We start from the raw sequence: 16,592 nt of genomic DNA on the forward strand, positions 1-16,592 counted from the left end.
GAGATTTGTATAAGACACAGCAACCCCCCGCCACGCCGCACCAACCCCACACCCGACTGGAACAACCGCTGCGACCGCACATTCCGCTGATCCCCCAAAAACACCGCACCACCCGGAACCACCAACCCAGCCAACGACTCCAACAACCCCGTCAAATACCCCTCATCCGGAAAATACTGAGCCACCGAATTCACCACCACCGTATCAAAAAACCCAGACGGCAAACCCTCCAGCTCATGCGCCGCCCGCACCTCCAACCGCACCCTCCCCGCCAACTCCTCCCGCTCCTCCACCTGTCCCCGCAACACCCCAATCGCCTCAGGCGAGAAATCCACCCCCCAATACACCTCACACTCCCCCGCCAACTTCGCAAGCAACAACCCACTCCCCACACCAATCTCCAACACCCGACGCGGACGCAACTCCCGAATACGCGCCACCGTCGCATCCCGCCACTCCCGCATCTCCCCCAGCGGAATCACCCCACCCGTATAACTACTCTCCCAACCACTGAAATCCTCACCAAACTCCGCACCCCGCTCCCCGCCGTAGAGCGCCGCGTACAGCTCGTGCCACTGACCGATCTGCTCCTCGGCGCCCCCGGCCCCCCCCCCGCCCTCGGCTCCGCTGCCGCCGTCCGTGCCGGGCACGATGTAGGCGACCAGCTGGCGGTCGCCTGGCCGGTCCTCGCGGACCATGACGGCGGCCTGGGCGACCTCCGGGTGGGCGGCGAGGGCCGACTCGATCTCGCCGGTCTCGATGCGGAAGCCGCGCAGCTTGACCTGGCCGTCCACCCGGCCGAGGAACTCCACCGCGCCTTCGCCGTTCCAGCGCACCAGGTCGCCGGTGCGGTACATCCGCGTCCCCGCCGGGCCGAACGGATCGGCCACGAACCGCTCCGCCGTCAGCCCCGGGCGACCCAGGTAGCCGCGGGCCAGGCCCTCCCCGGCGATGTAGAGCTCGCCGGGCACGCCGACGGGCGCGGGGCACAGGCCGTCGTCCAGGACGTACACCCGCATGTTGTCCAGCGGGCGCCCGATGGGGATGCGGGCCGGGACCCCGGCCGCGTCCGGCACCGGGAAGGCGGTGGCGAAGGTGGTCGTCTCGGTCGGGCCGTAGCCGTCGACCACCACGGTGCCCGGGCAGTGCTCCAGGACGCGGCGCACCGCGGCCTCCGGCACGACGTCGCCGCCCGTCCACACCTCGGAGACCCCGGCGAAGCACTCCGGCGTCTCCTCGGCCGCCAGCCGGAACAGGCCGGCGGTCAGCCACATGCCGGTGATGCCGTGGTCCCGGACGGCGCGGGCCAGGCCGGTGAGGTCGAGTTCGCCGGCCGGGGCGACCACCGCCTCGCCGCCGTTGAGCAGTGGCACCCACATCTCGTAGGTGGAGGCGTCGAAGGCCACCGGCGAGTGCACCAGCACCCGGTGGTGGGCGCCGTTGCGGAACGCCCGCTCGTCGGCGAGGGCGGTGACGCCGGCGTGGGTGGTGCCCACGGCCTTGGGCGTGCCGGTCGAGCCGGAGGTGTACACGAGGTACGCCAGCTGCTCGGGGTGGACGGCCGCGGGGAGCTGTGCCCGCTCGGCGGCGGCCCGTTCCGCGGTGTCCCCCTCGGCGTCCACGACCACGACGCGGGCCCCGTGGGGGCAGTCGAGCTCTGGCGAGGCCAGGTCGGTGAGGAGCACGGACGCCTGGCTGTCGGCCATGATGTGCTCCCGGCGCGGCGCCGGGTAGCGGGGGTCGACCGGCACATAGGCGGCGCCCGCCTTGAGCACGGCCAGGACCGAGACGAGCTGGGCGGCCGACCGCTCCTGGAAGAGCGCGACGCGGTCCTCGGCGCCGACGCCGAGGGCGACCAGCCTGCGCGCGAGCGCGTCGGACTCCTCGTCCAGCTCGCGGTAGGTGAGGACGCGCTCGGGCGCGGTGACCGCGGGGGCGTCCGGGGTGCGGGCGGCCTGCGCGGCGAACCGCGCGGGCACGCTGCCGGGCACCGCGGCGGTGGCGGTGTCGTTCCACCGGCGCAGGAGGGTGTCCCGCTCCTGGGCGTCGAGCAGGTCGACGGTGGCGACCGGCCGTCGCGGGTCGGCGAGGGCGGCGGTGAGCAGCCGCTCCAGCCGCACGGTCAGGGCGTGGACCGTCCGGGCGTCGAACAGGTCGGTGCTGTACTCCACGAAGCCGCCGAGCCCGGCGGGCTCGCCGTCCTCCTCGCCGACCCGCTCGGCGAAGCTGAGGAACAGGTCGAACCGGGCGACCCCGGCGAAGCCCACCTCCTCTCGCGCGCTCAGGCCGGGCAGGCGCACATCGGCCGCGCCGGTGGCGTTCTGGAGCGCCAGCATCACCTGGAACAGCGGCTGGTGGGCGGCCGAGCGGTCCGGCCGCAGCACCTCCACGAGGTGGTCGAAGGGCACGTCCTGGTGGGCGTACGCGGTGAGCGCGGTCTCCCTGGCCCGGTCGACGAGCTCCGCGAACGAGGGGTTGCCCGAGGTGTCGGTGCGCAGCACCAGGGTGTTGACGAAGAAGCCGACCAGGTCGTCCAGCCCCTCGTCGGTCCGCCCGGCGACGGGGCTGCCCAGCGGGATGTCGCTGCCCGCGCCGAGGCGGGACAGCAGCGCGGCCACCGCGGCCTGGAGCACCATGAAGACGCTCGCGCCCCGCTGCCGGGCCAGCGCCCTGACCGCGGCGTGCAGCTCGGGGCCGAACCCGAACTGCAGCCGGTCGCCGCGGTAGGCGGCCACCGGCGGGCGCGGGCGGTCGGTCGGCAGGCTGAGCTGCTCCGGCGCCCCGGCCAACTGCCGTTCCCAGTAGGCGACCTGGCGGGCGAAGGCGCTGTCGGGGTCGGTGGCGTCGCCGAGCAGCCGCCGCTGCCACAGCGTGTAGTCGGCGTACTGAACGGGCAGCGGTCGCCACGCGGGCGCCCGGCCCTCGACCCTGGCGGTGTACGCCTCCGCCACGTCCGCGGCGAGCGGCGCCATCGACCAGCCGTCGCCCGCGATGTGGTGCACCACCAGGACGAGGACCTGGTCGGCGGGGGTCAGCGACAGCACGGTGGCGGCCACCGGCGGCTGCGTGGTCAGGTCGAAGCGGACCCGGATGGCCTCCGCGGTCGCCGCATCGAGCCCCGCCTCGTCCACTGGCAGCCAGCGGGGCTCGACCCCGGCCTGCGCGGTGGTCAGCACCACCTGGCGGGGCGCGCCGTCCACCTCGGGGAAGATCGTGCGCAGCGTCTCGTGCCGCTCGACCACGTCGCTCAGCGCGCCGGTCAGCGCCTCGCGGTCCAGCGCGCCGGTCAGCCGGACGACGAAGGGCATGTTGTAGGTGGCGCTCGGCCCCTCGATGCGGTGCAGCAGCCACATCCGGCGCTGGGCGAACGAGGGGGGCAGCACCTCGGGGCGCTCCTGCGGGCGCAGCGCGGGCCTGGCCTCGGCCGCGTCGTCGAGCAGCGCCGCCAGGCCCGCGGCCGTCGGGTGCTCGAAGAGCCCGCGGATGGGCACCTCGGCGCCGAAGACCGTGCGGATCCGGCTCATCAGCCGCGTCGCCAGCAGCGAGTGGCCGCCGACGTCGAAGAAGCTGTCGTCCGCGCCGACCGCGTCCAGGCCGAGGGTCTCGGCGAAGAGCCCGGTCATGATCTCCTCGCGCGGCGACCGCGGCGACCGCGGCGTCGCGCCCTCGCGGGCCGCGGTGGCGGCCGGAGCGGGCAGGGCCCGCCGGTCCAGCTTGCCGTTCGGCGTCATGGGCAGCGCGGGCAGCTCGACGAACGCCGACGGCACCATGTAGTCCGGTAGGTCACGGGCCAGGTGCGCGCGCAGGGCGGCGGCGTCGGCGGCGCGGCCGGGCGCGGGCACGGTGTAGCCGACCAGCCGCTTGTCGCCCGGCCGGTCCTCGCGCAGCAGCACCACGGCCTGGGCCACGTCCGGGTGACCGAGCAGCACCGACTCGATCTCGCCGAGCTCGATCCTGAAGCCGCGCAGCTTGACTTGGTGGTCCACCCGGCCCAGGTACTCCAGCCGGTGGTCGGCGCCCCAGCGGGCCAGGTCGCCGGTGCGGTACATCCGCGTCCCGGCCGGGCCGAACGGGTCGGCCACGAACCGCTCCGCCGTCAGCCCCGGGCGGCCCAGGTAGCCCTGGGCCAGGCCCGCGCCCGCGATGTACAGCTCGCCCGGCACCTCGGCGGGCACCGGCCGCAGCCACGCGTCCAGCACCCGGACGGTGGTGTTGGCGATCGGCGCGCCGATGGCCGGGGTCCCGGCGCCCTGACCGACGACGGTGGCCGCGGTGGACCAGATGGTGGTCTCGGTCGGCCCGTAGAGGTTGGTGAGGGCGCCGCCGCCCGCGGTGAGCCGGCCGGCGAGGTCGGCCGGGAGCGCCTCGCCGCCGACCAGCTTGCGCAGGTCCCGCACGGCGTCGGCGTCGTGGTCGACCAGGGACCGCCACAGCGACGGCGTGCCCTGGACGACGGTGGCGCCGGTCTCGGCGGCGAGCCGGAGCAGGGCGGCCGGGTCGCGGACGGTGTCCCGGTCGGCGACGACCACCCCGGCGCCCGCGAGCAGCGGCAGGTACAGCTCGAGCGCGGCGATGTCGAAGGCGACGGTGGTACTCGCGAGCAGCCGGTCGCGCGCGTCCATCGGGAAGCGCCCGGCCATGTCGTGCAGGAAGTTGGCCAGGCCGCCGCGTTCCACCACCACGCCCTTGGGGCGGCCGGTGGAGCCGGAGGTGTAGATCACGTACGCGGGGTGCGCGGGGGCCACCGCCGCGCGCCGCTCGTGGTCGGACCAGGCGGACACCGGCTCGTCGGTGCCGGGGTCGTCCAGGAGCAGCACTCCGGTGCCCTCGGGCAGTCGGCCCGCGGTCTCCTCGGTGCAGATCGCAAGCAGGGGCGCGGCGTCGCCGAGGGTGTACGCCAACCGGTCGGCGGGCTGGTCCGGGTCGAGCGGCACGTAGGCCGCGCCGGAGCGCAGCACCGCGAGCAGGGCGGTGAGCATGCCGGTGCCGCGCGGCAGGGCGACGGCGAAGAGCCGGCCGGGTGCGGCGCCCCTGTGGATCAGGCGGCGGGCCAACCGGGTGACGGCGGCGTCGAGTTCGGCGTAGCTCAGGGTGCCGTCCGCGGCGCGGACCGCCTCGGCGGCCGGAGTGGCGGCGGCGCGCGCGGCGAGCAGCGCGTCCACGCCGTCGGGCGCGACCTGGCGCGCCGGGCCGCTGCCCGCGGCGGTGAGCGCGGCGCGCTCGGCCGGGTTCATGACGTCGAGTTCGCCGATCCTGCGGTCGGGCGCGGCGGTGGCCTCGGCCAGCAGCCGCGTCAGCCGGTCCACGAGAGCGGCGACGCGCCCGGCGTCGTAGAGGTCGGCGGCGTAGCCGACGGTGCCCGAGATCCCGGCCGGGGTGCCGTCCGCGCCGCGGTGCTCGATGAAGGTGAAGGACAGGTCGAACTTCTCGGTGTCGAGTGGGAATTCCTCCGGCTCCGACGTCAGCCCGGAAAGGCCCATCGTCCAGTCCGCCTGGGCGGCGTTCTGGAGGTTGAGCGCGACCTGGAACAGCGGGTGGCGGGCCATGGAGCGGCTCGGGTTGAGCGCCTCGACCAGCCGCTCGAACGGCAGGTCCTGGTGGGCGTACGCGCTCAGGTCGGTGGCGCGGACCCGGGCCAGCAGCTCGCCGAAGGTGGGGTCGCCCGAGGTGTCGGTGCGCAGCACCAGGGTGTTGACGAAGAAGCCGACCAGGTCGTCCAGGGCCTCGTCGGTGCGCCCGGCGACGAGGCTGCCGACGGGCACGTCGGTGCCGGCGCCGAGCCGGGTGAGGAGGGCGGACAGGCCCGCCTGGAGGACCATGTAGACGCTGGCCTGGGCGGCGCGGGCGACCTCGGCGATCCGCCGGTGCAGGTCGGCGGGGAGGTCGACGGAGATCCGGCCGCCGCGGTAGCCGGCGACGGCGGGGCGCGGCCGGTCGGCGGGGAGCGACAGCTCCTCGGGGAGACCGGCCAGTTGCTCCTGCCAGTAGGCCAGCTGCGAGGCGATCTGGCTGTCCGCCTCGCTCTCGTCGCCGAGCACCTCGTGCTGCCACAGCGCGTAGTCGGCGTACTGGACGGGCAGCGGCCGCCAGTCGGGCCGTTCGCCCGCGGCGCGGCCCCGGTAGGCGGTGGCCAGGTCGTCGAGCAGCGGCGCCAGCGACCAGCCGTCGGCGGCGATGTGGTGCATCGTCATCGCCAGCACGTGAACGTCTTCGGCGAGCGCGAAGAGGGTGGCCCGCACGGGCGTCTCGGCGGCCAGGTCGAACCCGCGGGACACCTCGGCGGCGAGCAGCTCGGCAAGGTCCTCCGCGCTGGCCGGGACGACCATCAACCGCAGTCGGCCCTCGTCCCGGCCGAGGATGCGCTGAACGGGGGTGCCGTCCTCGGCGGTCTCCGGGAAGACGGTGCGGAACACCTCGTGCCGCTCGGAGAGGTCGGCGAGCGCGCCGGACAGCGCGTCGAGGTCCAGGTCGCCGGTGAGCCGCAGCGCGATCGGCAGGTTGTACGCGGAACCGGCGTGGCCGTCGAAGCGGTTGAGGAACCACAGCCTCCGTTGGGCGAAGGAGAGCGGCACCGCGTCGGGGCGCGGCATGGGCCCGAGTGCCCGGCGGCCCGCCCCCGCGGTGGTGAGCCGCTCGGCGAGCTGGGCCACCGTGGGGGCCTCGAAGACCGCGCGGATGGGCAGTTCGAGGTCGAAGGCGGACCTGACCCGGCTGATCAGCCGGGTGGCGAGCAGGGAGTGCCCGCCGAGGTCGAAGAAGTCGTCGTGGACGCCGACCTCGGGCACGCCGAGCACGTCGGCGAACAGGTGGCAGAGGATCTCCTCCTGCGGGGTGCGGGCGGCCTTCGAGCCCCGGGCCTCCTGCGCGGGGGCGGGCAGCGCGGCCGGGTCCACCTTGCCGTGCGCGGTGACCGGCAGGGCCTCCAGGGTCACCCACGCGGACGGCACCATGTACTCGGGCAGCCGTGCGGCCAGGTGCGCGGCCAGCTCCGCGGTGGAGGGCGCGCCGGCGTCGCCGGGGACCACGTACGCCACCAGCCGCTGGTCGCCCGGCCGGTCCTCGCGGACCAGCGCGACGGCGGCGGCGACCGCCGGGTGCGCGGTGAGCGCCACCTCGATCTCGCCGAGCTCGATGCGGAAGCCGCGCAGCTTGACCTGCCCGTCCACGCGGCCGACGTAGACGAGTTGGCCGTCGCGGTCCCAGCGGGCGAGGTCGCCGCTGCGGTACATGCGGGCGCCGGGCGGGCCGAACGGGTCGGCGGTGAAGCGCTCGGCGGTGAGCGCGGGCCGGCCGAGGTAGCCGCGGGCCAGTCCCCCGCCCGCCAGGTACAGCTCGCCCGTCACGCCCTCCGGCACCGGCCGGAGCCCCGCGTCGAGCACGTAGAGCCGGGCGTTGGCCTGCGGGCGGCCGATCGGCACCGGGCCGTCCGGCAGCGGGGCGCCGGGCTCGATGCGGTACTCGGCGCAGTTGACGGTGGCCTCGGTGGGGCCGTAGACGTTGCGCACCACGGCGTCCGGGTGCCGCTCGCGCCACTCGGCGAGGGCGGCGCCGAACAGCGCCTCGCCCCCGAGCAGGAGCTCGCCCGAGGGCGCGTAGCCGTCGGGCAGCGCCGAGAGCAGCGGCAGGTGGCTGGGCGTCGCCTTGAGGAATGTGGCCGGGGCCGCGGCCAGCGCCTCGGCCTCCTCGTGCGTCGGCTCGCTGAGCGAGGCCAGGGTGACCTGTCCGCCGACCAGCAGCGGGGTGTACAGGCCGGTGACGGTCAGGTCGAACGACACCGGCGAGTGCACCAGCGCCACCCCTGCGGCGGAGGCGTATGTCCTCGTGGTGTGGGCCAGGTAGTCGGTGAGCGAGCGGTGCTCGACCACCACGCCCTTGGGGCGGCCGGTGGAGCCGGAGGTGTAGATGACGTAGGCGGCGTCGCGCGGGGACGGCGACCGCGGCAGCTCCGCCTCGCTCAATCGGCCCGCGGGGCGGGCGGCGATCGCCGCGGCGGTGTCCGCGTCGTCCAGCAGCACGATCGGGGCGGTGTCCTCGGGCAGCGCGGCGGCGGTGGCGAGGTCGCTGAGCACCACCGCCGGGGCCGCGTCGGCGAGCACGAGGGCGATGCGGTCGGCCGGGTTGCCCGGGTCCACGGGCAGGTAGGCGGCGCCGGACTTGAGCACGCCGAGCAGCGCGACGACCAGCTCGGGCGTGCGCGGCAGCGCGATGGCCACCCGTTCGCCCGGGCCCGCGCCGGCGGCCAGCAGGTGGCGGGCGAGCCGGTCGGCGGCCGCGTCGAGCGCGGCGTACGACAGGGTGACGCCGCCGCCGGTCACCGCGGGCGCCTGGGGGGTGCGGGCGGCCTGCGCGGCGAACAGCGCGTGCGCGGGCCCGGCCTGCACGTCGGCGGCGGTGTCGTTGTACGCGGTCACCAGGCGGTGCGCGTCCTCGGCCGGGAGCATGGCGAGGGTGTCGATCGGCCGGTCCCCGTCCCGGCTGGCCGTGTCCAGGACGCGGGTCAGGTACAGGGCGAAGCGCTCGGCGGTGTCCTCGTCGAACAGGTCGGTGCTGTACTGGATGTCGCCCTGAAGCCCGGCCGGGCGGCCCTGCGCGTCGTACTCCTCCGAGAAGCCGAACGCCAGGTCGTAGCGGGCGGCCCCGAGGTTGACCACGTAGGGGCTGACCTCGAGGCCCCGCATCGCGCTGGTGTAGTCGGGCAGGTTCTGGAGGTTCAGCAGCACCTGGAAGAGCGGGTGGCGGGCGAGCGAGCGGCGCGGGTTGAGCGCCTCCACGATCCGTTCGAAGGGCACGTCCTGGTTGCCGTACGCGGACAGGTCGGTGTCGCGTACGCGGTCGACCAGCTGCCGGAACGTGGGCCGCCCCGAGGTGTCGGTGCGCAGCACGAGCATGTTGGTGAGGAAGCCGACCATGTCGTCCAGCGCCTCGTCGGTGCGGCCCGCGATGACGCTGCCGATGGGGATGTCGGTGCCCGCCCCGAGGCGGTGCAGCAGGGTGGCCAGCCCCGCCTGGAGCACCATGTACAGGCTCGCGCCGGTCCGCTGGGACAGTGTCAGCAGCCGCTCGTGCAGCGCGGGGTCGAGCCGGAAGTACACCGGGGCACCGCGGTGGCTGGCGACGGCGGGGCGCTGCCGGTCGACCGGCAGCGACAGCTCCTCCGGCAGCCCGGCCAGCTGTTCCTCCCAGTAGGCCAGCTGCCGGGCGAAGGCGCTGTCCGGGTCGTTCTCGTCGCCCAGCTCCTCCCGCTGCCACAGCGCGTAGTCGGCGTTCTGCACCGGCAGCGGGGTCCACTGGGGATCCCGGCCCGCGCAACGCGCCTCGTAGGCGGTGGCGAGGTCGGTGGCGAGCGGCTTCATCGACCAGCCGTCGCCCGCGATGTGGTGGAGCACGAAGAGCAGCACGTGGTCCCGCTCGCCGAGCTCGAACAGCGAGACGCGCAGCGGCAGTTCGGTGGTGAGGTCGATGCCGGTGCGGACCACCTCCTCCAGCATCGCGTCCAGGTCGCCGCCGCGCGCGTCCACCACGGTCAGACCGGGCCCGGTCGCGTCGGCGGGCAGGATGCGCTGGTAGGGCACGCCGTCCGCCTCGGGATACACGGTGCGCAGCGACTCGTGCCGCGCGCACAGGTCGTTCACGGCGGCGGCGAGCGCGTCCTGGTCCAGCGGGCCGGTGAGCCGGATGGAGATCGGCATGTTGTAGGTGGCGCTCTGGCCGTCGAAGCGGTTGATGAACCACAGGCGGCGCTGCGCGTGCGAGAGCGGGATCAGCTCGGGACGCTCCATGGCGCGCAGGGCGCCGCGTCCGGCGCGGGCGTCGTCGAGCCGGGCGCCGAGCGCGGCGGGGGTGGGCGCGTCGAAGACCGCCCGGATGGGCAGTTCGACGCCGAAGGCGGCCCGGATCCGGCTGACCAGGCGGGTGGCGAGCAGGGAGTCGCCGCCCAGCGCGAAGAAGTCGTCGTCGATGCCCATGGCGGGCCGGCCGAGCAGGGTGGCGAACAGGCCGAGCAACTGCTCCTCGCGCGGGGTGCGCGGGGCCCGCGCGGTGGCCGCCACGGCGGCGGGCGCGGGCAGCGCCGCGTGGTCGACCTTGCCGTTGGGCGTCAGCGGCAGCCGGTCGAGCAGGACGACGGCGGACGGCACCATGTACTCGGGCAGTTGCTCGCCGAGCCGCTGGCGCACCTCGTTCTCCCGCGGCGGCGCCGCGGGGTCGGCCGGGACCAGGTAGGCGACCAGCCGGGCCTGTCCCTCGCCCTCGCGGCGGGCGAGGACGGTGGCCTGCGCCACGTCGTCGCGGCGGGCGAGGACGGCCTCGACCTCGCCCGGCTCGATGCGGAAGCCGCGAATCTTCACCTGGTCGTCGGAGCGCCCGGCGAACACCAGGGCGCCGTCCGGCGTCCGGCGCGCCACGTCGCCGACCCGGTACATGCGGGCGCCGGGCGGGCCGTACGGGTCCGCGGTGAAGCGCTCGGAGGACAGCGCCGGGCGGTCGAGGTAGCCGCGGGCCAGGCCCTCGCCACCGATGTACAACTCGCCGACGACACCCGCGGGCACCGGGCGCAGCGCGGCGTCCAGGACGTACGCCCGCATGTTGTCCATCGGGCGTCCGATGGGCACGGTGTCCTCCGGCGGGTTGGTCGCCGCCATCCGGTGGAACGTGGCGAAGCTGGTGGTCTCGGTGGGGCCGTAGGTGTCCTTGATCACCAGCCCGGGGAAGCGCGCGAGCAGCCGTCGAACCGACGCGGCGGGCACCACGTCGCCGCCCGCGAGCAGCTCGCGCACGGGGGCCAGGCACTCCGGGTCCTCGTCCACGACCAGCCGGAACAGGCCGGCCGTCAGGTGGAGTCCGGTGATCCGGTGCGTGGCGAGCAGCCGCCCGAGGGTGGCCACGTCCACGTCGCCGGGTGGGGCGAGCACCACGTGGCGACCGCGCAGCAGCGGCATCCACAGCTCGTAGTTGGAGGCGTCGAATGCGTGCGGGGCGTGCATCAGCACCCGCTCGTGCGCCTCGGCGTCGAAGCAGCGGTCCAGCGCGAAGGCGAGGAGGTCGCGGTGGGTGACGGCGACACCCTTGGGGCGGCCGGTCGAGCCGGAGGTGTACATGACGTACGCCAGCTGCTCGGGGTGGCCTACGGCGCCCGGGGTGGTGCCGGGCCGCTCGGCGAGCGTCGGCTCCCGGTCCACGACGATCACGGGAGCGTCGGTCTCGGGCGCGGCGGCGACGCAGGCGGCGTCGGTGAGCAGCACCGCCGCGCGGGTCTCGGCGAGCACCGCGGCCTGCCGGGTGGCGGGCGCGCGGGAGTCCAGCGGCACGTAGGTGGCACCGGCCTTGAGCACGGCGAGCAGGGAGATCACGAGGTCGGCTGAGCGCTGCTGAAGCACGCCAACCCGGGAGTCCTCACGCACCCCGCGCTCGCGCAGCAGGTGCGCGAGCCGGTTGGCGGCGGCGTCCAGCTGACGGTAGGTCAGGGTGACGGACGCCGGGGCCGCGGCGGGGATGCCCCCGGACCAGGTGAGGGCGGGCGCGTCGGGGACCCGGGCGACCTGTTCGGCGAACCGGCGCTGAACGGTCCCGGCCAGCGCGGGTACCTCGACGGCGGTGTCGTTCCACTCGGTCAGCAGTCGCGTGCGTTCGGCCTCGGACACCAGGCGCAGCCGCGAGACGGGACGCGCGGGCGCGGCGGCGAGCTGGTCGAGCACGGACGCCGTCCGCGCCCACAGGTCGGCGGCGGTGGCGGCGTCGAACATGGCGGCGCGGTAGTGCAGGTGCCCCTCGGGGCCGGACAGGACCAGCGCCAGGTCGAACCGCTCCACGCCGAGCACCGAGTCGGCCACCCGGACCCGCAGTCCCGCCAGCTCCACCTCGCCGGAGTCGCCGCCGGTGACGGCCACCGCGACCTGGGCGAGGGGGTGCCGGTTGGCGACGAGGTCGGGCTCCAAGCGGCGCAGCAGCCGCTCGAACGGGACAGGCCGCAGCCGCGCCTCGGCCTCCGCGGCCCCGAGCCGCCCGAGCAGTTCCTCGCCGGTGGGGTCCCCGGACACGTCGGTCCGCAGCACGGTGATCCCGGCGTCGTTCGCGGAGGGCCCGGTGGGCGGGGCGCTCGGCGCGCTCAGGGAGGCGAGGGGCAGGTCGGTGCCGCCGCCAAGGCCGCTCAGCACCAGCGCGAAGGCAGCCCGCAGGACGGTCTCGTCGGACACGCCGGACCGCTCGGCGATCTCGGCGAGCCGCCCGTGCCGCTCGGCGCCGAGGTGGATCGGCAGGCTCGCGGAGGGCGCCGCTTCGGCGGCTGGCCGCGCCCGGTCGGCGGGGAGCGTGACCTCCTCGGGGGCGCCGACCAGGTGTGCGGCCCACCAGTCGAGCGGGCCATCGGCCGCGGCGCCGGGGCTGGCGTTGTCGGCCGCGCCCTCGGCCCAGCGGGCCGGCTCGCCCGTGACGCGGGCGCGGTAGGCCGCGGTCATGTCGGCGAGGAGGCGGCCCGGGGCCCCGTCGTCGCCCGCGATGCGGTGGACGACGGTCAGGAGCAGCGACTCCCGCGGGGCGCCGCGGAAGAGGGTGAAGCGGATCGGGAGCTGGGTGGTGAGGTCGAAGCCACCCGAGACGGCGGCGGACACGGCCGCCGGGTCGAGGCCGGCGAAGGCCAGCGGGGTGCGCACCGCGGACGGCGGCAGGACGGTGCCGACGGGCTCGCCCCCGCGCTCGGGGTAGCGGGTGCGCAGCGTCTCGTGCCGGGCGAGGACGTCGTGCAGCGCGCCCGCCAGCGCGTCCTCGTCCAACTCGCCGGTGAGGCGGAGCGCGAAGGGGACGTTGTGGGTGGCGGCGTGGTGCTCCTCGAAGCGGTTGATGAACCACAACCGCCGGTCGGCGCGCGACGGTTCGACCTCGGTGAACCGCTCGCCCCCGACGCCCCCGGCGGCGGCGTCGGGCGCGGCGCCCGCGGCGGTCAGGGCGGCCTCGATCCGGGCGGTCAGGCCCTCGACGGTCGGCGCCTCGAAGATCAGCCGGATCGGCACGTCGACGCCGAACGCCGTCTTGATGCGCCCGGCCAGCCGGATCGCGAGCAGTGAGTGCCCGCCGAGCAGGAAGAAGTCGTCGTCCACGCCGACGTCGGAGGCGCCCAGCACGTCGGCGTACAGGCCGCAGACGATCTCCTGCGCCGGGGTGGCGGGGGCCCGGCGGCTGCCGCCGCCCGCGGCGGGGGCCGGCAGCGCGGCCTTGTCCACCTTGCCGCTGCGATTCAGCGGCAGGGCGTCGAGCAGCACGAAGGCGGAGGGGACCATGTAGCCGGGGAGCAGACCCGTGGCGTGCTCGCGCACCGCCTCGGCAACGGCCTCGACGCCGGAGCCGGCCGCGGCACCGGCCGCGCCGTCCGCCACCACATACGCCACCAGCCGCCGGTCGCCCGGGCGGTCCTCGCGGACGACCACGACGGTCTGCCGGACCGAGGCGTGGCCGAGGACGGCGGCCTCGACCTCGCCGAGCTCGATGCGGAAGCCGCGGATCTTCACCTGGTCGTCGGCCCGTCCGGCGAAGGTGAGCTCCCCCGACTCGGTCCACGCCACGAGGTCGCCGGTGCGGTACATCCGCTCGCCCGGCGCGCCGAACGGGTTCGCGACGAACCGCTCGGCGCTCAGCCCCGGCCGCCGCAGGTAGCCGCGGGCCAGGCCCACCCCGGCGATGTACAGCTCACCGGTCACCCCGACCGGCACCGGGCGCAGCGCGGCGTCCAGGACGTGGCCGCGGGTGTTGAGCAGCGGGCCGCCGATGGGCGGCGCGGCGTCCGCGGGGGCGAGCGGGCCGGTCATCGTGGAGGCGACGGTGGCCTCGGTCGGGCCGTACGCGTTGACCATGTGGCGGCCCGGCGCCCAGGCGCGGACCAGCTCGGCGGAGCAGAACTCGCCGCCGACCATCAGGCCGCGGACGGTGCCCAGGCTGCCGGGCGGCATCATCGACAGCGGCGACGGCGGGATCATCAGGTGGGTGATCCGCCGCGCGTCCAGCAGCGCGGCCAGGTCGGGGCCGGGGGCGAGGGCCTCCTCGGGCGCGCACACCAGGGTGGCGCCGGTCAGCAGCGCCTTGGACAGCTCCCAGTAGGACGCGTCGAAGCTGGGTGAGACGAACTGCAGCACCCGGTCCCCCGGGCCGACCAGGTGCCTGCGCCGCTGCACCTCGACGGCGTTGGCCAGGCCGAGGTGGGTGACGGCGACGCCCTTGGGGCGGCCTGTCGACCCGGAGGTGTAGATGACGTAGGCGGTGTTGCGCAGGTTCACCGGGCCGGTGCGCTCGTCCTCGCGGAGCCGGGTGTCCGGCGCGGCGGCGAGGGCGGCGGCGGTCTCCGCGGCGTCGAGCGCCAGCAGCGGCGCGTCCCCCGGCGGCAGCAGCGGCGCCACGTCCTCGCGGGTGAGAACGAGCGCGGGCCTGGCGTCGTCGAGGAGGTACGCGATGCGCTCGCGGGGGTACCGCACGTCCACCGGCAGGTAGGCGCCGCCCGCCTTGGCGATGGCCAGGACCGACACGACGAACTCGGCGGAACGCGGCAGGGCGAGGGCGACGACCCGCTCGGGCCCCACCCCGTGGGCGGCCAGCACCCGCGCCAGCCGGTTGGCGCGCGCGTCGAGTTCGGCGTAGGTGAGGGCGGTGTCCTCGTACTCGACCGCGGGAGCCCCCGGCGCCCGGTCGGCCTGGGCCTCGAAGAGCCCGGAGAGGGTGCCGGGCGTGACGTCCTCGGCGGTCTCGTTGAAGGTGACGACCACGCGGTGGCGCTCGTCCGCGCCGAGCAGGTCGATCCGGCCGACCAGGCGGTCGGGCTCGACGGCGAGCAGTTCGAGAAGCTGCCGGGCGCGGTCGAGCAGCCCCGCGGTCTCCTCGGCGGAGAACAGGTCCGGCTGATAGCTGAGCCGCAGGTGGAGCCGCTCCCCCGGCAGCGCGATGAAGGCGGCCGGGAAGTGGCTGTAGTCGGTGCCCTCGGAGCCGAGGATGCGCAGGCCGGTGCCGGGCAGAGCCTCGGCGCTGGAGTCGACCGGGAAACTCTCGAAGACCGTGACGGTGTCGAAGAGCTCGGCGCCGCCGGACAGTTGCTGGATGGCGCCGAGGCCGAGGTGCTGGTGCGGCAGCAGCTCGGTCTGCTCGGACTGGAGCCGGGTCAGGAGGCCGACGAGGGACTCGGCGGGGTCGAGCCTGACCCGCACCGGCAGGGTGTTGAGGAACAGGCCGACCATGTTCTCCACGCCGGGCAGCTCCGGCGGACGCCCGGAGACCGTGGTGCCGAAGACCACGTCCCGCCGGCCGCTCAGACGGCTGAGCAGCAGCGCCCACACGCCCTGCACGACCGTGTTGAGGGTGAGGGAGTGGCGGCGGGCGAGGTGGGTCAGCGCGGTGGTCAGCGACCGGCTGAGGTCCAGCACCGCCCGTGCGGGCAGCACCGCCTCGCGGTCCGGGGGCACCGGCTTGACCATCAGCGGGCCGGTGAGCCCGTCGAGAGCCCGCGCCCACGCGGCCTCGGCGGCCGGGCGGTCCCGCCCGGCCAGCCAGGCCAGGAAGTCCCGGAAGGGCGGCGCCGGCGGCAGGCCGCCGTCGTCGGCGCCGCCGCGGGCGTAGAGGGTGAACAGCTCGGTGAGCAGCAGCGGGATGGACCAGCCGTCGAGCAGGATGTGGTGGTGGGTGAAGAGCAGACGGCACCGCTCGCCGCCCAGCCGGATCAGGGTGAAGCGCAGCAGCGGCGGACGGCCCAGGTCGAACCGGCTGACCCGGTCCGCCTCGGTGATCCGCTCCAGCTCGGCCTCACGCCGGCGCTCGTCCAGGCCGCCGAGGTCGTGCTCCGTCCACGGCACGGCCACCTCGCGCAGCACCAGCTGCACCGGCTGCGCGGAGGTGCGGTGCTGGAAGGCGGTGCGCAGGTTGGCGTGACGGCGCAGCACGGTGGCCGCGGCGGTGCGGAACGCGTCGACGTCGAAGCGGCCCTCGAGGTCGACGGCGAGCTGCGAGGTGTACAGGTCGACGCTGCGGTCGTCGTAGAGGCTGTGGAAGAGCAGACCCTCCTGCAACGGTGTCAGCGGGAGAACGGCTTCGACTGCGGACCGGGTCACTCCGGCAACCTCCACTCGGATTCGAACATGTGCAATTCGTCGTCGGAAAGGGAGACCAGAGACAGGTCGATTCCCCGGTCGCCTTCCGGCGCGGGCGGCTCGGCCGCGGGCGGCTCGTCGGCCGCCGCGGGGGCTGCCGTTTCCGGGATTTCGGCCACGGCCGCCATTGCCGCCACCGTCTTGTGGCGGAATACGTCGCGCGGGGTCAGGACAAGGCCCGCGGCCCGCAGGCGGCTGACGAGTTGGATGGAGATGATGCTGTCGCCGCCGAGGTCGAAGAAGTCGTCATCCACCCCGACCGACGGCAACGCCAGCACCTCGGCCATCACCCCACACAACAACGCCTCACGCTCATCCCGCGGCGCCCGCCCCGAGGACACCCTCGAGAAGTCCGGCACCGGCAACGCCCGCCGATCCAACTTCCCGTTCACCGTCACCGGCAACACATCCAGCGGCACAAACGCCACCGGCACCATATAGTCCGGCAACCGCTCCTCCACCCACCCCCGCAACGCC

General features: G+C 75.2%; 2 protein-coding genes. Both read right to left on the minus strand.

Features of this window, described 5'->3' with window-relative positions; translation table 11 throughout:
* Nucleotides 1–16,076 (minus strand): non-ribosomal peptide synthetase (locus tag ADY01_RS19665; RefSeq protein ID WP_049575115.1); only part of this gene is annotated, 16,076 nt, incomplete at its 3' end.
* A partial coding sequence (locus ADY01_RS19670; RefSeq protein ID WP_234320316.1) for a phosphopantetheine-binding protein occupies nt 16,073–16,592 on the minus strand: 520 nt, incomplete at its 5' end. The genes ADY01_RS19665 and ADY01_RS19670, both read right to left, overlap by 4 nt.

The organism is Streptomyces sp. SBT349, assembly GCF_001083795.1.
In the GTDB taxonomy this organism is placed as follows: domain Bacteria; phylum Actinomycetota; class Actinomycetes; order Streptomycetales; family Streptomycetaceae; genus Streptomyces.